Consider the following 21,424-nt stretch of genomic DNA (forward strand, 5'->3'; position numbering starts at 1 on the left):
TCGCAGCCGATGCGCCGCAGGTAGCTGTTCACGTCGAACACGTCGTCACCCTCCTTCAGACGGAGATCGCCACCGGCGTGGCGGCCCGGTCGCTGTACATCAGCTCGTACAGGTGAGCGGCAATCAGTTGTGGCGTCGGATAGGCGAAGACGAGATTGGCGGCGATCTTCCGTCCGGTGATGTCGCGCAGCCGGTTGCGTAGCTCGATGGCGGTCAACGAGTCGATGCCGATCTCGAACAGTCCCTGCTCCGCCTCGACCTGGTGGGTCGCGCCGTAACCGAGGACCGAGGCCACCTGGGTACGCACCAGGTCGAGCAGGGCCCTGGCCCGCTCGGCAGCCGGCAGTCCGGCCAGCCGCTCGGCGAGCTGCCCGGGCGCGACGCTGTCCGAGGTGTACGCCTGCTGCCGAGCCACCCGGACCAGGCGACGCAACATGTGCGGCACCGCGCCACCCGCCGCCGCGTCCGCCCGGACTCTGCGCAGATCCAGCTTGGCGGGCACCAACAGCGTCTTCCCCGCACCGACAGCGAGGTCGAAGAGCTCCATGCCTTCCGCGGGGGTCAGGGCCAGGAGTCCTCCCCGCCGGCTCATCCGCGACCTGGCAAGGTCGTCGGTACCGGCCGCCATGCCGTGCGTCTGCTCCCACAGGCCCCAGGCCAGGGACAGCCCCGGCAGACCCAGCGAACGGCGGTGCGCCATCAGCCCGTCCAGGAACGCGTTCGCCGCCGCGTAACTGCCGCTACCGGCACCCATGAACACCGCCGACACCGACGAGTAGACGACGAACGCGTCGAGGCGCAGGTTCCGGGTCAGCTCGTCCAGGTGACGCACCGCGTCCACCTTCGGCGCGAACACCTCCGCCAGCCGCTCCGGCGTCACCGTGCCGATCACCCCGGCATCCGCGACGCCGGCGGTGTGCACGACAGCGGTCGGACGGTACTGCTCCAGCAGGGCCGCGACCTGGCGTCGGTCGGACACGTCACAGGCCACCACCGTCGCGTCGGCGCCCTGCTCGGTGAGTTCCCCGACGAGAGCAGCCGCGCCCTCGGCATCCGGGCCACGCCTGCTCACCAGCACCAGGCGCCGCACCCCGTGCCGACCGACCAGGTGTCGGGCCGCGAGGCCGCCCAACTCCCCGGTGCCGCCGGTGATCAACACCGTCCCGTCGGGGGAGAACACCACCCCACCGTCGGGCACGGCACCGGCGACCCGGGTGAGCCGTGGCACCGACAGCGCCGCGTCGCGCACCGCGACCTGTGGCTCACCGGACGCCAGCACCACACCCAGCACGGATTCGACGGGGTCGCTCGACGACGGATCAAGATCGACCAGAGTGATCCGGTCGGGGTTCTCCGCCTGAGCGGCACGGACCAGGCCCCAGACCGCCGCGCCCGCGGGATCGGTCACCGCGCCGTCACCAGCGGGCACCGCGCCCCGCGTGACGACCACCAACCGCGAGTTCTCGAATCCGCCCCCATCCAGCCAGCACTGGACCACGTCCAGCACCCGGGTGGTCAGCTCCAGCACGTCGGTGCCGCCGGTGGCTTCCCACACCGCCGCGGCCGGGGCGTCCGTCGTCCCCGACAGCACGTCGTCGGCCAGCGTCGCCACCTGTTCCGCGTCCGCGACGTGTCGCCAGGACGGCACGAGCTCGCTCTGAGGCGAGAGCAGCCCGATCCACTCGACCTGGAACAACGAGTCGGCGAGGGCGGTTCCCGCCGCCGCAGCCAACTGCTCGTTGGAGACCGGCCGGCCCACCAGCGACTCCATCGTCACGACCAGACCACCGGCCTCGTCCACGGCTTCGAGCGCCATCGCGTCGGGCTCGGGGCTGCTCACCCGCACCCGCAACACCGAGGCACCGGCCGCGTGCAGGCGCAGTCCGTTCCAGGCGAACGGCAGCGACAGCGCCTGCTCGTCCGACTCGTCGGCAGCGGACGCGGCACCGAGGAGAGTCGAGTGCAGGGCCGCGTCCAGCAACGCCGGGTGGATGCTGAACCTGGCGGCATCGTTGCGGTGCTCTTCGGCGAGCGCGACCTCGGCGAAGAGCTCGTCGTCACGCCGCCACACCGCCCGGACGGCCTGGAACGTCGTCCCGTAGCCGTAGCCCACCTGCGCGAGCCGACGATAGCCGTCACTGATGTCCAGCGGCTGCGCCCCGGGCGGCGGCCACGCGGTGAAGTCGAAGCCGGTGCGGCTCCCGTACCGCTCCCCCGCAACCGCGAGCAGGCCGGTGGCGTGCCGCACCCACATGCCCGGGCCGGCTTCCCCGGCGGCGTCCTCGCGCTGCGAGAACACGTCGACCGAGCGGGAGCCGTCCTCGGCCGGTCCGCCGACTGCGACCTGTACGCGCACTCCGCCCTGCCGGGGTACCACGAGCGGTGCCTCGATGACGAGTTCGTCGAGAACCGAACATCCGGCCTCGTCCCCGGCGCACACGGCCAGTTCCGCCAGTCCGGCGCCGGGAACGATGACGACGCCCCGGACGGCGTGGTCGGCCAGCCAGGGATGGGACCGCAGCGACAGGCGTGAGGTGAAGACGAGGCCGTCGGACTGCGGCAGGTGCATGACCGCGCCGAGCATCGGGTGGTCGACTCCGGCCAGGCCCAGCGAGGCGGCGTCGGTGGCGACCTCGGTCGAGTGGAGCCAGTAGTGCTGGTGATCGAAGGCGTAGGTCGGCAGGTCCACGCGCCTGGTCAGGGCGGGCAGGACAGCACCCCAGTCGACGGCGACACCCCGGACGAACAGCTCAGCCATGGAAGTCAGCAGCCGGCGCAGCCCGCCATCGTCACGCCGCAGCGACCCGACGACCACCGCGTCGGTGTCGTCAGCGCTCTCGGTGATCGACTGAACCAGCACCGGGTGCGAGCTGACCTCGACGAACAATCTGTACCCCTGGTCGACCAGGTGTGCCACGGCAGCGCCGAAGCCCACCTGGTGGCGCAGATTCCGGAACCAGTACCCGCCGTCGACGACCCCGGCGTCCCGGATCCACTCACCGGTCACGGTCGACAGGATCGGCAGCACCGGGGCCTGCGCGTCGATCCCGCCCAGCGCTTCGTCGAGGGCATCCCGAACGCGTTCCACGTGCCGGGTGTGTGAGGCGTAGTCCACCGCGATGCGCCGCACCCGGACGCCGTCACCGGCCAGCGCCTCCAGTGCCTCATCCAACGCCTCGGCGTCACCGGCGACCACCACCGAGGAGGGCCCGTTGACGGCGGCGACCTCGACCCGTCCCGCCCACGGCGTCAGCCGCGCGGCGACGTCGTTCTCACCCAGTGCCACGGAGGCCATGCCACCGCGCCCGGAGAGCTCGGTGGCGATGGCCCTGCTGCGCAACGCCACCACCCGGGCCGCATCCGGCAACGACAGCGCACCCGCGACACACGCCGCGGCGATCTCTCCCTGGGAGTGTCCGACCACCGCGTCCGGCACCACGCCGACCGAGGACCACACCGCCGCCAGTCCCACCATCACGGCGAAGCTCGCGGGCTGGAGCACGTCGACCCGGTCCATCAACTCGGGGCTGGACTCACCTCGCAGCACGTCCAGCAGCGACCAGTCGACCCACCGCTCCAGCGCCGAGGCGCACTCGGCGATCCGCTCGGCGAACACCGGGGACGAGTCCAGCAGCTCCCGTCCCATGCCCACCCACTGCGAGCCCTGGCCCGGGAACACCCAGACCAGCTTCCCCGGCACGCCCGACGCCGCGACCTTCCCGACGATCACGCCGGGTGCGGTCTCGCCCCGAGCCAGCGCCGACAGTCCGGCCGACGCCTCGTCGCGGGAACCCGCCACCACGACGGCCCGCTCCGCGAACACGGCACGCCCGGACACCAGCGCCCGGGCCACCTGCCCCGGCGACACGTCGCCGGAGTCCTCGACGAACCGTGCCAGCCGCCGCGCCTGCCCGGACAACGAGCCGGTGCCGCGTGCCGACACCACCAGCGGCACCACGACATCCGGCGTCGGTTCTCCGACCGGCTGCGCCTCCTCGGAGGGTGCCTCCTCGATGATCAGATGGGCGTTCGTCCCGCTGATTCCGAACGACGACACACCCGCTCGGCGCGGGTGACCGTTGCGCGGCCACTCCTGTGCCCGCGTCAGCAGTTCCACAGCGCCCGCGGACCAGTCCACCTGAGAGGTAGGGGCGTCGACGTGCAGGGTCGGGGGAATGGCGTGGTGACGCAGCGCCTGCACCATCTTGATCACACCGGCGACACCGGCCGCCGACTGCGCGTGGCCGATGTTCGACTTGATCGAACCCAACCACAACGGCCGGCCGGGTTCCCTGTCCTGTCCGTACGTGGTCAGCAGGGCCTGCACCTCGATCGGATCGCCCAGCGCCGTCCCGGTCCCGTGCCCCTCCACGACGTCCACGTCGGACGGCTCGAGGCCGGCGCTCGCCAGGGCGCGGCGGATCACCCGCTGCTGCGACGGGCCGTTGGGTGCCGTCAGGCCGTTGGATGCTCCGTCCTGGTTGACGGCGCTGCCCCGCAGTACGGCCAGCACCCGGTGACCGCGTTCCCGCGCCACCGACAGACGCTCAAGCACCACCACACCGGCGCCCTCGGCCCAGCCGGTGCCGTCCGCTCCGTCCGCGTACGCCTTGCACCGCCCGTCCCCGGCCAGGCCACGCTGCCTGGAGAACGCCACGAAGGTGCCCGGCGTCGCCATCACGGTCGCACCGCCGGCCAGCGCCATCGAGCACTCGCCCTGCCGTAGCGCCTGCGCGGCAAGGTGCATCGCCACCAGCGAGGACGAACACGCCGTGTCAATGGTGATGGCCGGCCCCTCGAATCCGAAGACGTACGACACCCGGCCGGACGCCACACTCGACGCCCCGGCCGTGCTCGCGAAGCCCTCCAGTTCGGGTACGGACACACCGATCCCGTAGCCCTGGGCGGAAACGCCGGCGAAGACGCCGACATCGGTGCCCTGCAACGAACCCGGGTCGATGCCCACACCCTCCAGGGCTTCCCAGGACACCTCCAGCAGCAGCCGCTGCTGCGGGTCCATGGCCAACGCCTCCCGCGGTGAGATCCCGAAGAACCCGGCGTCGAACAGCGCCGCGTCCTGCAGGAAGCCACCCTGGGTGGTGGTGGACGTGCCCCTGTTGTCGGGATCGGCGTCGAAGAGGCCGTCCAGGTCCCAGCCGCGGTCCTCGGGGAAGGGCGACACGCCCTCGCGGCCCTCGATCACCAACCGCCACAGGTCGTCCGGGTTCGCCACACCGCCCGGCAACCGGCAGGCCATGCCCACGATCGCGATGGGCTCGTCGGAAACCGCCGCCGCGACGACCGCCCTCGGCGCGTCGGCGACCCGGTCGCCCAGGTGGTCGCGCAGGTACCGCGCGAGAGTGACCGGATTCGGGTAGTCGAAGACCAGTGTCGCGGGCAACTTCAGCCCGGTCACCTCGCGCAGTCGGTTGCGCAGCTCGACCGACGTCAACGAGTCGAAGCCGGCTTCCTTGAACGCCGCGTCCGCGCGTACCGCGTCCGCGCTGGCGTGCCCGAGCACGAGCGCGACCTGACCGCGCACCAGGTCCAGCAGCAGCGCCTCCTGCTCGGCCGGTTCGAGCCCGGCCAGTTGCCGGGTCAGGCCGTGGTCCTTGGCGGCGGCGCGCGCCTGCTGCCGGACCGGCCGGATCAGGCCACGCAGCAGGTGCGGCACGTTCGCGCGGGTGGCCCGAAGGTCCAACTTGACCGGAACCAGCAGCGCCTGCTCGGATCCCAAGGCGGCGTCGAAGAGAGCCATCCCTTCGGCAGGTGTGATCGCCAGGACACCGCCACGGCTCGCCCGCGCCTGGTCGGCGTCGCCCAGATGAGCGGTCATGCCGTCGGACTGCTCCCACAGGCCCCAGGCCAGCGACACGGCCGGCAGGCCGGCCGCCCGGCGTCGGGCGACCGCCGCGTCCAGGAAGGCGTTCGCCGCCGCGTAGTTGCCCTGACCGGCGGATCCGAACACACCGGACGCGGACGAGAACACCACGAACGCTTCCAGGTCCAGGTCCCGGGTGAGCTCGTCCAGGTGTCGCACCGCGTCCACCTTCGGCGCGAACACGGTGGCCAGCCGGGCGGGGGTCAACGCCTCGGTCACCCCGTCGTCCAGGACACCTGCCGTGTGCACCACGGCGGTGGGACGGTGCTCCGCCAGCAGGGCCGCCAGTTGGTCGCGGTCCGACACGTCGCACGCGACGACCGAGACCGCCGCACCCCACTCGATCAGCTCGGCGACCAGCCCACCCGCACCGTCGGCGTCCCGGCCACGCCTGCTGGCGAGGACCAGCCGCCGCACCCCGTGCCGGGACACGAGATGCCGCGCCACCAGAGCCCCCAGCGACCCGGTGCCGCCGGTGACCAGGACCGCCCCCTGTGGGCCGAACACGGCGGGAACGTCGCTCGCCTGACCGGTGACGCGGGCGAGCCGAGGGACCGACAGTACGCAGTTGCGGACAGCGACCTGCGGCTCACCCGAAGCGAGCACCGACCCCAGTACCTGGTCGACGTCGCCGCCGGGGTCGAGATCCAGCAGGACCATCCGGTCCGGGTTCTCGGCCTGCGCGGAACGCACCAGACCCCACACCGCCGCCGCAGGGGGATCGGCCGGCACGCCGTCGCCGCCGGGCACCGCACGCCGGGTCACCACCGTCAGCCGCGACTCCTCCGGCCCGGTGCCCAGCCATGCCTGCACGACGGCCAGCACTCGCGAGGTCACGGCCAGCGCGTCGTCATCGCCGGCAACCTCGAACACCACCGCTGGGGGCGCATCGTCAGCCAGGGCCGCCACGTCATCGACGCTGGACACCGAGACCCATGGAGGCGTCCGTTCGGCGGCGATCGCCGGCAGCTCGACCCACTCCACCCGGAACAACGACTCGCGGGTGTCGCCGGCCGCGTTCAGGTGCTCGGTGGACACCGGGCGGGACACCAACGAGTCCACCGACACCACCAGGGCGCCGGTCTCGTCGGCCGCCTCCACCGCGATGGCGTCCGGCCCGGCGGACATCATCCGCACCCGTAGCGCTGATGCGCCGGCAGCGTGCAGCACCATGCCGTTCCACGCGAACGGCAGCACCGGTGGCCCGGATTCCACCGCCGCCGCGGTGCCGAGCATGCCCGCGTGCAGGGCGGAGTCCAACAACCCGGGGTGGATGCCGAACTCACCCGGCCGGACGCCCGTCTCCTCCGGCAACGCGACCTCGGCGAACACCTCCTCGCCCCGCCGCCACACCGTCCGCAGCCCCCGGAACGACGGGCCGTACGCGTAGCCGCGCCCGGCCAGGTCGGTGTAGAAGCTCTCGATCTCGACCGGCCGCGCACCTGGCGGCGGCCACGCGGTGAAGTCGAATCCGGAGCCCCGCCCCGCCGGCCCGTCCGACAGGAATCCCGTGGCGTGCCGGGTCCACGCGTCCGCGTCGTCATCGCGGGTGGAGTAGACGTCCACCGGACGTGTCCCGTTCTCTCCCGGACCGCCGACGGCCACCAGCACCCGCACACCGCCACGCTCCGGGACGACCATCGGTGTCTCGATCACGAGTTCCTCGAGCATCCCGCACCCGACCTCGTCACCCGCGCGGACCGCCAGTTCGACCAGCCCGGTGCCCGCGACGAGCACCACGCCCCCGATCGCGTGATCGGCCAGCCACGGATGTGACCGCAGCGACAGCAGCGAGGTGACCACCAGCCCGCCCGAATGGGGCAGTCGCACCGCCGCACGCAGCAGGGGATGGTCGACCGCCGCCTGCCCCAGCGAGGCGGCGTCCGTCGCGGACCCGCCGGGCGGAAGCCAGTAGTTCTGCCGGTCGAAGGCGTACGTCGGCAGGTCGACGTGCCCGCTCAGCGGCGGCAGGACGGCGGCCCAGTCAACGGCGGCACCACGGACGAACAGCTCGGCCACCGAGGTCAGCAGGGTCCTCTCCTCGGATCGGCCGTCACGCAGGGCCGGAACGCAGGTGACGTCGGCGTTGACCGCCGTGGCCGTCTCCGCGGCCATCGCGGTCAACGCGGCACCCGGTCCGAGTTCCAGGAACAGCGCCCCGCCCTGTTCCACGGCGGTCGCGATCCCGTCGGCGAACCGCACCGGCCGGCGTACGTGCTCGGCCCAGTACCGGGGGTCCGCGAGCTCGCCGGGCTCCGCCAGCCGGCCGGTCAGGTTCGACACCACCGGGATGACGGGCGACTGCCATGCCACACCGGCGAGTTCGGCGGCGAACTCAGCCAGCATCGGCTCCATCTGGTGTGAGTGGAACGCGTGCGAGACCACCAGGTGCTTGGTCTTGTGTCCACGTTCCCGCAGCCGGTCCGCCGCCGCGAGGACAGCGTGGTGGTCGCCGGAGAGCACGACGGAGGACGGGCCGTTGACCGCGGCGACTTCCACGCTTTCGTCGAGGAACTCGGCCACCTGTGCCTCACTCGCGGCCACCGCGACCATCGCCCCGCCCGGCGGCAGCGCCTGCATGAGCCGGCCCCGGGCCGCGACGACCCTCGCCGCGTCGGCCAGCGACAGCATCCCCGCCGAGTACGCCGCGGTGATCTCGCCGATCGAATGCCCGATCACCAGATCGGGCCGGACGCCCCACGACTCCACGAGCCGGCAGAGCGCGCTCTCCGTCGCGAACAGGCCGGCCTGCGTGAACACCGTCTGGTTCAGCAGGTCACCGCTGCGGGGCACCCTGTTCAGCACCACGTCACGTACGGGGTGATCGATCCATCCGGTCAGACACGAGTCCAGGTGCTCGCAGGCCTCGTCGAAGGCCCGCGCGAACACGGGGTACCGGTCGTACAGCTCACTGCCCATGCCGGAGCGCTGTGAGCCCTGCCCCGGAAACACCATCACGACCTTGCCCGGCACACCCGAGCCGGTCACCACGTCGGGCGTGGCCGCGCCGCTGGCAAGCGCACGCAACCCGCTCAGCGCAGTCCCGGTCGACCCTGCGACCACCACGGCGCGGTCGGCGAGCAGCGCCCGCTCGGACAGCAACGCCCCAGCCACCCGTGCCAGCGGCACCTCGGTGCCTTCGAGGAACGACGCCAGCCGGCCCGCCTGCGCCAGCAGCGAGGCCGTGCTGCCCGCCGACACCACCAGTGGCACCAACCCGGTGGTCACCTCCGCCGGATCCGTCGCCTCGTCGTCAGCGGGCGCTTCCTCAAGGATCACGTGTGCGTTGGTCCCGCTGATTCCGAAGGCCGACACACCGGCCCGTCGCGGCTGGTCACCACGGGGCCAGCTACGGGCCCCGGTCAGCAGCTCGACCGCGCCTGCGGACCAGTCGACCTGCGACGTGGGCTCGTCCACGTGCAGCGTGGGCGGCAGCACACCGTGCCGCAACGCCTGCACCATCTTGATCACACCGGCCACGCCGGCGGCTGCCTGGGTGTGACCGATGTTGGACTTGATCGAGCCGAGCCACAGGGGCCGGTCCGGCCTGCGGCCCTGACCGTAGGTCGCGATGAGCGCCTGCGCCTCGATCGGGTCACCCAGGGCGGTCCCCGTTCCGTGGGCCTCCACGGCGTCCACGTCCGACGGAGTGAGCCCCGCACCGGCCAGCGCCTTGCGGATCACCCGCTGCTGCGACGGCCCGTTCGGAGCCGTCAGACCGTTGGAGGCACCGTCCTGGTTCACGGCGCTGCCCCGCAGCACCGCCAGGACCCGGTGCCCGCGCTCGCGTGCCACCGACAGTCGCTCCAGCACCACGACACCGACGCCCTCGGACCAGCCGGTGCCGTCCGCGGCGGCGGCGAACGCCTTGCTCCGCCCGTCGGCGGCCATCACCCGCTGCCGGGAGAACGCCACGAACGTGCCGGGAGTCGGCATGACGGTCGCACCGCCGGCCAGCGCCATCGAGCACTCGCCCGAGCGCAGCGCCTGGGCGGCCAGGTGGATCGCCACCAGCGACGATGAACAGGCCGTATCGATCGTGACCGCCGGCCCCTCGAGCCCGAGGGTGTACGACACCCGGCCGGACGCCACGCTCGACGCCGACCCGGTGCCGGCGAAGCCCTCCAGCTCGGGGGTGATCGAGCCGGCACCGTAGCCCTGGGTGAACACGCCGGAGAACACCCCGACGTCGGTGCCCTTCAACGACGAGGGATCTACCCCGGCGTCCTCCAGCGCCTCCCACGACGTCTCCAGCAGCAGCCGGTGCTGCGGGTCCATCACCAGTGCCTCGCGCGGTGAGACTCCGAAGAAGCCGGCGTCGAACTGCCCGGCGCCCTGCAGGAAGCCGCCCTGGTTGGTGTACGACGTGCCGGGACGGTCGGGATCCGGGTCGAACAGTCCGTCCAGGTCCCAGCCCCGGTCCTCCGGGAAGTCGGACAGGGCGTCCACCCCGTCGGCCACCAGCCGCCACAGCTCGTCCGGGGAGGACACACCACCGGGGAAGCGGCAGGCCATACCCACGACGGCCAGCGGCTCGTCGGCGTGCCCCGAACCGTGCTGCCTCAGGGTGTGCAGCTCGGCCGTGACGCGCTTGAGGTACTGGAGGAGTCTTTCGTCCGTGGCCATTGTCGTCTGTCCTCACGAGGGTTTCGTCGGGGTGGGGTGCGTCGATCGGAGGTCAGGTGAGCCCGAGTTCGGCGTCGATGAAGTCGAGTACGTCGTCGGCGGACGCGGCTTCCAACTGCTCGACCACCGAGGCGACATCCGCCTGCTCGCGGACCCCGTTGCACCTGGCCACCAGCCCCTGGAGTCGGAGCGTGACGGCGGATCTCGTGGAGCCGTCGAGTGCCAGGTTGCCGATCAGCGTCTCGATCTCCTCGATCCTGGCGTTGACCTGGGCGAGCGCGTCGCCCCCGGTCCCGAGTTCGTCACGCAGGTGACGCGCGAGGGCGTACGGAGTGGGATAGTCGAACGCCATCGTGGCCGGCAGCTTCAGGCCGGTCGCCTCACGCAGCCGGTTACGCAGCTCCAGCGACGTCAACGAATCGAACCCGGCGTCCTTGAACGCACCGTCCGCCCGAACGGCCGCCGCACCGGAATACCCGAGCACGACCGAGACCTGCGCACGCACCAGGTCCAACAGCAGCGCCTCCTGCTCGGCCGGGGCGAGTCCGGCGAGCCGTTGCGCCAGCCCAGCGTCCCCGCCGGCCGCGTTCCGTGCCTGCTGTCGGCCCGGCCGCACCAGGCCCCGCAGCAGGTGCGGCACCACACCGCTGGCGCGCACCTCCCGGAGGTCGAGCCTGACCGGCACCAACAACGACTGCTCGGAGGTCAGGGCGGCATCGAAGAGGTCCATCCCTTCCGTCGCCGTCATCGCGCGCACGCCACCGCGGCTCATCCGTGCCTGGTTCACCTCGCCGAGATGCGCGGTCATGCCGGTGGCCTGCTCCCACAGGCCCCACGCCAACGACAACCCGGGTAGGCCGGCCGCCCGCCGGTTGGCCATCGCGGCGTCCAGGAAGGCATTCGCCGCCGCGTAGTTGCCCTGGCCGGGAGAGCCGAACACGCCCGACCCGGACGAGAAGACCACGAACACGTCGAGGTCCATGTCGCGGGTCAGCTCGTCGAGGTGCCGCACCGCGTCCACCTTGGGCGCGAACACCCGCGCCAACCGCTGCGGGGTCAACGCCGCCACCACACCGTCGTCGAGCACACCCGCCGTGTGCACGACGCCGGTGGGACGGTGTTCGGCCAGCAGAGCCGAGACGTGCTCCCGGTCGGACAGGTCACCGGCGGCCACCGACACCTGCGCGCCGTGCTCCGCCAGCTCCGCGACCAGGTCCGCCATGCCCTCTGCGTCCGGGCCCCGCCTGCTGGCCAGCACGAGTCGCCGCACGCCGTGCCGGATGACCAGTTGCCGGGCCACCACCGCCCCGAGCACGCCCGCACCGGAGATCAGGACCGCTGACTGCGGGCCGAACACGGCGGAGGTCTCCCGCTCCTGCTCGCCGGCACGGGCCAGGCGCGGGACGAGGAAGACTCCGTCACGCACCGCGAGCTGCGGTTCCTCGCTCGCCAGCGCCCACCCGAGCACCTGTTCGACGGCACCGTCGGGTTCGAGGTCCAGCAGGGTGATCCGGTCCGGGTTCTCGGCCTGAGCCGAACGCACCAACCCCCACACGGCCGCCGCGGCCGGATCAGCCACCGCCCCGTCGCCGACAGGCACCGCCCCGCGCGTCACGACCACCAGCCGCGACTCGTCCGGCCGGGCCAGCCAGTCCTGCAGCACAGCCAACGCCCGCGAGGTCACGGCAAGGGCATCGTCGCCGCCGGTCACCTCCAGGACCTCGACGTCGGGCCGACCGTCGACCGGCCCCACCGCCGTCAACGGCAGTGCGGTCCACTCGACGCGGAACAACGAGTCGCGGGTCTCCGTCGTCACCGCCAGCTTCTCGACGGAGACCGGCCGGGACACGACCGAGTCGGCCGTCACCACCGGACCGCCGTCCCCGTCGACCGCCACCAGCGAAACCGCGCCGGCACCGACGGGTGCCAGCCGGATCCGCAGCGCCGAGGCACCGGCCGCGTGCAGGGTCAGCCCGTGCCAGTCCAGGGGCAGCCGCGGCCCGGTCGCATCCCCTCCGGGGCTCAGCAGCATCGGTTGCAGAGCCACGTCCAGCAACGCGGGGTGGATGCCGTACGCGGCGGCGTCCCCCCGGGGCTCCTCGGACAACGCGACCTCGGCGAACATCTCCTCGCCCCGCCGCCACACCGCGCGCAGTCCCTGGAACGCGGGCCCGTAGGCGTGACCGAGCCCGGTCATGTCGGGGTAGAAGTCCGCTGTTTCGAGCTGCTCCGCACCGGGGGGCGGCCACGTCGTGAGATCGATGTCCACGACCGGCGACCGCGCGGCGGACAGCACCCCGGTGGCGTGCCGCGTCCACCCCTCCCCGCCGTCGCGGACGGCGTACACCTCCACCGTCCGTACGCCGTTGTCGCCGGGCCCGCTCAGAACCACCTGCACCCGGACACCTGCCTGTTCGGGCACCACCAGCGGAGACTCCGTGGTGAGCTCGTCCAGTACCGGGCACCCCACCTCGTCGCCGGCCCGAACCGCCAACTCCACCAACGCACTGCCGGGAAGAACCACCACCCCGTCGACCGCGTGGTCGGCCAGCCAGGGGGACGTCCGCAGCGAGAGGCGTGAGGTGAACACCCGACCGTCGGACCCGGGCAGGTGGACCATCGCTCCCAACAGCGGGTGACTGGTCGCCGACTGGCCGAGCGACGCCGGATCCGTCGCGGACTCCTCGGTCTGGAGCCAGAAGTGCTGGTGGTCGAAGGCGTAGGTCGGCAGGTCCACGTGCCCCGCGACGGGGGGAAGGACGCCGTTCCAGTCAACCGGGACGCCGCGGACGAACACCTCGGCCAGGGAGGTCAGCAGTCGCCGTGGGCCACCGTCTCCGCGCCGCAACGTCCCCGTCACCACCACGTCGGCGTCGTCGACGATCTCACTGATCGGTTGCACCAGCACCGGGTGTGCGCTCACCTCCACGAACACCCGGTGTCCCTGCTCGACCAGGTCCGCCACCACCGGCCCGAACCGCACCTGGTTGCGCAGATTCCCGTACCAGTAGTCGCCGTCCAGGACTCCGGCGTCGCGGATCCACGTTCCGGTGACGGTCGAGTGGAACGGCACCACCGGGGCCTGTGCCGTGATCCCGGCCAGCGCGTCGGCGAGGACGTCGCGGATGTCCGCCACGTGCCGGGTGTGTGAGGCGTAGTCCACCGCCACCCGTCGGACCCGGACATCCTGGCCGGACAACACCTCCAGGGCCTCGTCCAGAGCCTGGGCGTCGCCGGCGACCACCACCGACGACGGGCCGTTCACCGCCGCCACCTCGACCCGGTCGGCCCACGGCCGCAACCGCGCGGTCGCGTCGTCCTCGGACAACGCCACCGAGGCCATACCGCCCCGGCCGGACAACGTGGTGGCGATGGCCCGGCTGCGCAGCGCCACCACGCGGGCCGCGTCCTCCAACGACAGGGCACCCGCCACGCAGGCCGCAGCGATCTCACCCTGCGAATGGCCCACCACCGCGTCGGGAGAGACACCCACCGACGCCCACACCGCGGCCAGACCCACCATCACCGCGAAGCTGGCCGGCTGCACCACATCGACCCGGTCCAGGAGTTCGGGCGCGGTCTCGCCGCCCAGGACGTCCAGCAGCGACCAGTCGATCCACGGTGCCAGGGCGTCGGCGCACTCCGAGATCCGCTTGGTGAAGACCGGCGAGGACGCGAGCAGTTCCCGGCCCATGCCGAGCCACTGCGAGCCCTGCCCCGGGAACACCCACACCACCTTTCCCGTTGCCCGCGCGCTGCCGGTCACCAGGCCGACGGCGTCCTGGGCCCGGGACAGCGCCGTCAGCCCGGCGAGCGCCTCCTGCCCGGAGCCGGCCACCACCACAGCGCGCTCGCCGAGCAGAGCCCGGTCGGACACCAACGCGCCGGCCACGGCCGCCAGCGACGCCGCACCCGACTCGACGTACGACGCCAGCCGTACGGCCTGCCCGGCCAACGCCCCGGTGCTGCGCGCCGACACCACCAGCGGCACCACTGCGTCGAAGGGCGTCCGCTCGGCGGGCGCCGGTTGCTCAGGTGCCTCCTCGGGCGCCTCCTCGATGATCAGATGTGCGTTCGTCCCGCTGATCCCGAACGACGACACCCCGGCCCGGCGCGGGCGCTCGCCCCGCGGCCACTCGCGTGCCTCGGTCAGCAGCTCCACCGCGCCCGCGGTCCAGTCCACCTCGCTCGTGGGCTGCTGTACGTGCAGCGTCGCCGGTAGGACACCGTGCCGCAGTGCCTGCACCACCTTGATCACGCCGGCCACGCCCGCCGCTGCCTGGGTGTGCCCGATGTTGGACTTGACCGACCCCAACCACAACGGCTTCCCGGGATCGCGGCCCTGACCGTAGGTGGCCAGCAACGCCTGCGCCTCGATCGGATCACCGAGCGACGTGCCCGTACCGTGACCCTCCACCAGATCCACCTCGGACGACGACAACCCCGCACTGGCCAACGCAGCACGAATCACCCGCTGCTGCGACGGACCATTCGGCGCCGTCAACCCGTTCGACGCCCCGTCCTGATTGACCGCACTACCCCGCAACACCGCAAGCACCCGGTGCCCACGCTCCCGCGCCACCGACAAACGCTCCAACAACACCAGGCCGACCCCCTCGGCCAGCCCCATCCCGTCCGCACCATCGGCGTACGCCTTACACCGCCCATCCGACGCCAACCCCCGCTGCCGGGAGAACGACAGGAAGGAGCCGGGCTTGGCCATCACCATCGCGCCGCCCGCCAGCGCCGCCGAACACTCGCCCTGCCGCAGCGACTGCACGGCCTGATGTATCGCCACCAGCGACGACGAACACCCCGTGTCCACCGTCACCGCAGGCCCTCCGAAGCCGAGGACGTACGACACCCGGCCCGTCGCGATGCAGGGCGCGGCACCGGTGCCCGCGAAACCCTCCAGCTCCGGTGCGACCGGACGGCCGGATCCGGCTCCGTAGCCCTGACTGGACAGCCCGGCGAACACACCGACGTCACCGTCGCGCCACGACAACGGGTCGACGCCCGCTCGTTCGATCGCCTCCCAGGAGGTCTCCAGCAGCAACCGCTGCTGCGGGTCCATCGCCAGCGCCTCACGGGGCGAGATCCCGAAGAACCCGGGGTCGAACAGGCCCGCGCCGTCGAGGAAACCGCCCTGGTCGGTGTACGACGTACCCGGTCGGTCGGGGTCCGGGTCGAACAGGGCCGCGAGGTCCCAGCCACGATCGGTGGGAAAGCCGCCGATGGCGTCGACCCCGTTCGCCACGACGTGCCACAGATCCTCCGGCGAGGACACGCCGCCCGGGTACCGACACGCCATTCCCACGATGGCGATCGGCTCCCGCGCCTGCTCCTCGACCTCGCGCAGCCGCCGACGGGCGTCGCGGGCGTCGCCGATGGCCCTCTTGAGGTAGTCGCGGAGTTGTACCTCGTCAGCCATTGAACTCAGCTCCCAGGGAAGATCCGTGTGCGTTTCCGTACGGTGGTCAGGCGAAGCGATCCACGAGCGCGAAGAGTTCCTCGTCGCTGGCGGATTCGAGGTCGTCGTCGGACGGGTCCGGGCGAGCCGCCGCCTCGGCTGCGGTCAGCAGTTGACGCAGTCGCTCGGTGATCCGGTTCCGGGCGTCGTCGTCGGCGGCTGCGGACCCGATCGCCGACTCCAGGCGGGCGAGATCGGCCAGTACGGAGTCGACCGGGGACGATTCGTCGATGGCGAGTTCGTCGCGTAGGTAGCGGGCGACGGCCTGCGCGTTCGGGTAGTCGAACACCAGGGTGGCCGGCAGCTTCATTCCGGTCGCCTCGCGCAACCGGTTGCGCAACTCCACGGAGGTGAGCGAGTCGAACCCGGCGTCCTTGAACGCCCCGTCCGCCCGTACGGCATCCGCTGCCGAGTGCCCGAGCACGACCGCGACCTGGGCACGCACCAGGTCCAACAGCAGTGCCTCCTGCTCGGCCGGGGTGAGTTCGGCGAGTCGGCGGGCCAGCCCGCCGTCCCCGCCGGACGCCGCCCGTGCCGACTGCCGACCGACCCGGACGAGGCCCCGCAGCATGTGCGGTACGCTGCCGCCCGCGGTGGCGTCGGCACGGACCTCCCGCAGGTCCAGCTTGATCGGCACCAGCAGCGCCGACCCGCAGGTCAGCGCGGCGTCGAACAGGTCCATGCCGTCCTCGGAACCGAGACCCAGAACTCCCCCACGCCCCTCACGGCGGCTCATCCGGTCGAGGGTGACGTCGTCGATGGTGTCCGCCATGCCGGTGAGTTCCTGCCACGGCCCCCAGGCCAACGACAGCCCCGGCAGGCCCTCCGCCCGGCGGTGGGCCATCAGGCCGTCCAGGTAGGCGTTGGCCGCCGCGTAGCCGCCACTGCCCGCACCCATGAAGATCGACGAAGCGGACGAGTACACGACGAAGGCGTCGAGATCGAGGTCGCGGGTCAGCTCGTGCAGGTGCCGGACCGCGTCGACCTTCGGTGCGAACACCCGGGCCAGTTTGTCGCGGGTCAACGCCCCGACCACGCCGGCGTCGAACACGCCCGCCGTGTGCACGACAACGGTCGGACGCTGCTCCGCCAACAGGGCCGCGACCTGATCCCGGTCGGACAGGTCACAGCCACGCACCGACACCTCGGCACCCTCTTCGGTCAGCTCGGCGACCAGCTCCGCCACACCGTCGGCGTCCCGGCCCCGGCGGCTGGCCAGCACCAACCGCCGTACACCGTGCCGAGTGACCAGGTGACGGGCCGCGAGGGCGCCCAACGAGCCGGCACCCGAGACCAGCACCGTCGCGTCCGGGCCGATCCCTGCCGGGAGATCCACAGCCGGGGCGACGCGGGCGAGGCGCGGCACGGAAAGGCGCGTCCCGCGCGCCGCGACCTGCGGCTCGCCACTGGCCAGTACCGCACCCAGCACGGATTCCGCGCCGTTGCCGTCGGCCGGATCGAGGTCCAGCAGAACGATCCGGTCCGGGTTCTCCACCTGTGCGGCACGCACCAGACCCCACACCGCCGACGCGGCCGGGTCGGTCACCACGCCGTCACCAGCGGGCATCGCGCCCCGGGTGGCCACCACGAGCCGCGACTCGTCCAGTTCGGCTGCCGCCACCCACGCCTGCACCACCGCCAGCACCTGCGACGTGACGGCCAGCGCGTCGCCGTCGCCGACCGCTTCCAGCACCACCGCCGCAGGCGCGTCGGTCAGGGCGGCCACCTCGTCGGCGGTGGCCACCGCCACCCACGACGGCGTGGGCTGCCCCGCGACCGCCGGCAGCTCGGTCCAGTCGACCTGGAACAGGGAGTTGGCTCCGGCCACGTCCATCTGTTCGGTCGACACGGTGCGCAACAACAACGAGTCCATCGTCAGGACCGGGCCGCCGGTCTGGTCGGCGGCCTCGACGATCATCGCGTCCGGGCCGCCGGAGGAGACCCGGACCCGCAACGCCGACGCGCCCACGGCGTGCAGCACGAGCCCGTTCCACGCGAACGGCATCACCGACCGCCCGGGTTGCTCGTCCGTCCCGGCCGCCGCCGCGGCAACGGTGCCGGTCTGCAGGGCCGCGTCCAGCAGTGCGGGATGGATGCCGTACGCGGCGGCGTCCCCGCGGTGTTCCTCGGGCAGGGCCACCTCGGCGAACACCTCCTCGCCCAGCCGCCACACCGTCCGCACGCCCTGGAACGCGGGCCCGTACGCGTAACCCCGCTCGACCAGGTCGGCGTAGAAGTCCCCGACCTCGACCCGCTGCGCGCCAGGGGGCGGCCACGCCGTGAAGTCGAACGTGGTGCCGGTACGGCCCGGCCGCGGCGACAGCACACCCGTGGCGTGTCGCGTCCACGCCTCGGTCCCGTCCTCGCCCAGCGAGTACACGCTCACCGGGCGGGCGCCGTTGTCGTCCGGTCCGCCCACCGCGACCTGGATCCGGACGCCGCCCTGCTCGGGCACCACCAGCGGCACCTCGGTGACGAGTTCTTCCAGGACCGGGCACCCGAGCTCGTCACCGGCCCGCAGTGCCAACTCCACCATGCCGGTGCCGGGGAACAGCACCACGCCGCCGATCGCGTGGTCGGCCAGCCACGGATGCGACCGCAGCGAGAGCTGCGACGTGAACACCGCCCCGTCCGACTGCGGCAACCGCACCACCGCACTCATCAGGGGGTGATCCGTCGGCGACTGACCGAGCGACGTGGCGTCGGTCGACGCGTCGGCCGACTGGAGCCAGTAGTGCTGGCGGTCGAAGGCGTAGGTCGGCAGCTCCACCTGCGCCGACGCCGCCCCCGCCGGCAGCATCGCGGTCCAGTCCACCCCGACGCCGCCAACGAACAGCTCGGCCATCGACGTGAGCAGCCGCCGTGGGCCGCCGTCGTCGCGCCGCAGCGAGCCGACGACCAGGACGTCCGCGTCGTCCACGAGCTCGCTGACCGGCTGCACGAGGACCGGATGCGAACTGATCTCGAGGAAGACCCCGAACCGTTGGTCGAGCAGGTCGGCCACCGCCGGGGCGAACCGGACCTGGTTGCGCAGGTTCCGGTACCAGTAGTCACCGTCCACGACTCCGGCGTCCCGGATCCACTCCCCGGTCACGGTCGAGCGGAACGGCACCACCGGTGCCTGCGCCGTGATCCCGGCCAGGGCCGTGGCCAGCGTGTCCCGGATGTCCTCCACGTGGCGCGAGTGCGACGCGTAGTCCACCGCCACCCGCCGTACCCGCGCTCCCTGGCCCTCCAGCGACTCCAACGCCTCGTCCAACGCGTTGGCGTCACCGGCGATGACCACGGACGAGGGACCGTTCAGCGCGGCCACCTCGACCCGGTCCGCCCACGGTGCCAGCCGGGTGAGAACGTCGTCCTCGCTCAACGCGACGGAGGCCATGCCACCGCGACCCGACAGCGTCGAGGCGATGGCCTGACTCCGCAGTGCCACCACCCGGGCGGCGTCCTCGAGGGACAGCGCCTCCGCCACGCACGCCGCCGCGATCTCGCCCTGTGAGTGGCCCAGCACGGCGTCGGGCCGTACACCCGCCGACGCCCACACCGCGGCCAGGCCGACCATCACGGCGAAGCTGGCCGGCTGGAGCACGTCGACCCGGTCCATCAGGCCGGGATCGGCGTCGCCGCTGAGCACGTCCTCCAGCGACCAGTCGATCCACGGCTTCAGGGCGGTTGCGCACTCGGCGACCCGGTCGGCGAAGACGGCCGAGGAGTTCAGCAGCTCACGACCCATCCCGAGCCACTGCGAGCCCTGGCCCGGGAACACCCACACCACCTTCCCGGGCGCGCGACCGCTGCCGGTCACCACACCGACGGCGTCCTCGCCACGGGCGAGCGCACCGAGGGCGGCACCCGCCTCCTCGGCCGAATCGGTCACCACGACGGCGCGTTCGTCCAGCACCGCCCGACCCGAGACCAGCGTGCCGGCCACGCGAGCGAGCGGCACCGCCGTTGCCCCGACGAACGCGGCCAGCCGACCCGCCTGCCCAGCCAGCGACGCCGCGCTGCGAGCCGTCACGACGAGCGGCACCACACCGTGTGCCGTCACCTCGTCGGTCGGCTCCTCGGGTGCCTCCTCGATGATCAGATGTGCGTTCGTCCCGCTGACCCCGAACGACGACACCCCGGCCCGGCGCGGGTGGCCGTCGCGCGGCCACTGGCGCGCCTCGGTGAGCAGTTCCACCGCGCCCTCCGACCAGTCGACGGCGCTGGTGGGCTCGTCGACGTGCAGGCTGGGTGGCATGACCCCGTGCCGCAACGCCTGCACCACCTTGATCACACTGGCCACGCCCGCAGCGGCCTGCGCATGGCCGACGTTCGACTTCAACGACCCCAACCACAACGGCTTCCCGGGATCGCGGCCCTGACCGTAGGTGGCCAGCAACGCCTGCGCCTCGATCGGATCACCGAGCGACGTGCCCGTACCGTGACCCTCCACCAGATCCACCTCGGACGACGACAACCCCGCACTGGCCAACGCAGCACGAATCACCCGCTGCTGCGACGGACCATTCGGCGCCGTCAACCCGTTCGACGCCCCGTCCTGATTGACCGCACTACCCCGCAACACCGCAAGCACCCGGTGCCCACGCTCCCGCGCCACCGACAAACGCTCCAACAACACCAGGCCGACCCCCTCGGCCAGCCCCATCCCGTCCGCACCATCGGCGTACGCCTTACACCGCCCATCCGACGCCAACCCCCGCTGCCGGGAGAAGACGACGAACGAGTTGGGGCTGGACATCACCATCGCCCCGCCGGCCAGCGCCATCGAACAGTCGCCCTGCCGCAGGGCCTGCGCCGCGAAGTGCATCGCCACCAGCGACGACGAACACGCGGTGTCGAGCGTGACCGCCGGCCCCTCAAGACCGAAGACGTACGACACCCGGCCGGACGCCACGCTCGACGCCAACCCGGTGCCCGCGAAGCTCTGCATCTCCGGTCCGATGGGGCCGGAACCGTAGCCCTGTGGGGCCGCGCCGACGAACACGCCGACGTCGGTGCCCCTCAGCGACGTCGGGTCGACGGACGCGTTCTCGAAGGCCTCCCACGATGTCTCCAGCAGCAGCCGCTGCTGCGGATCCATCGCCAGCGCCTCACGCGGCGAGATCCCGAAGAACCCCGCGTCGAACAGTCCCGCCTCGTGCAGGAAACCGCCCTGGCTGACGTACGAGGTGCCCGAGTGGTCGGGGTCGGGATCGAACAGGTTCTCCAGGTTCCAGCCCCGGTCCGTCGGGAAGCCCGACACCGCGTCCCGGCCGTCGGACACCAGTCGCCAGAGGTCATCGGGCCCGTCCACACCGCCCGGCAGCCGGCAGGCCATCCCGACGATGGCGATCGGTTCCCGGGACGCGCCGAGGAGCTGGCGGTTGCGCTTCTTCAGCTCACCGACCTCGGTCACCGACCGCCGCAGCGCCTCGACGACCTTCTCGTACGACGCACTCATC

General features: G+C 72.3%; 3 protein-coding genes. All 3 read right to left on the reverse strand.

Annotated elements, in window-relative coordinates; all coding sequences use genetic code 11:
* Positions 1-55: 55 nt before the first annotated feature.
* From GA0070616_RS11620 to GA0070616_RS11630, 3 genes are read right to left on the reverse strand one after another with little or no spacing between them, the layout of a single operon-like run.
* Entirely contained in the window at positions 56-10,507 is a 10,452-nt protein-coding gene (locus GA0070616_RS11620; RefSeq protein ID WP_091080765.1) for a type I polyketide synthase, read from the reverse strand.
* Positions 10,508-10,559: 52 nt separating this feature from the next.
* A complete protein-coding gene (locus tag GA0070616_RS11625; RefSeq protein WP_425412991.1) occupies positions 10,560-15,947 on the reverse strand; it encodes a type I polyketide synthase in 5,388 nt (1,795 codons plus the stop codon).
* A 37-nt stretch (positions 15,948-15,984) separates the two neighbouring features.
* Positions 15,985-21,423, reverse strand: coding sequence for a type I polyketide synthase (locus tag GA0070616_RS11630; RefSeq protein ID WP_175440050.1), 5,439 nt, complete (start codon positions 21,421-21,423; stop codon positions 15,985-15,987).
* Position 21,424 lies beyond the last annotated feature (1 nt).

The sequence above is a fragment of the Micromonospora nigra genome (assembly GCF_900091585.1).
Lineage (GTDB): Bacteria > Actinomycetota > Actinomycetes > Mycobacteriales > Micromonosporaceae > Micromonospora > Micromonospora nigra.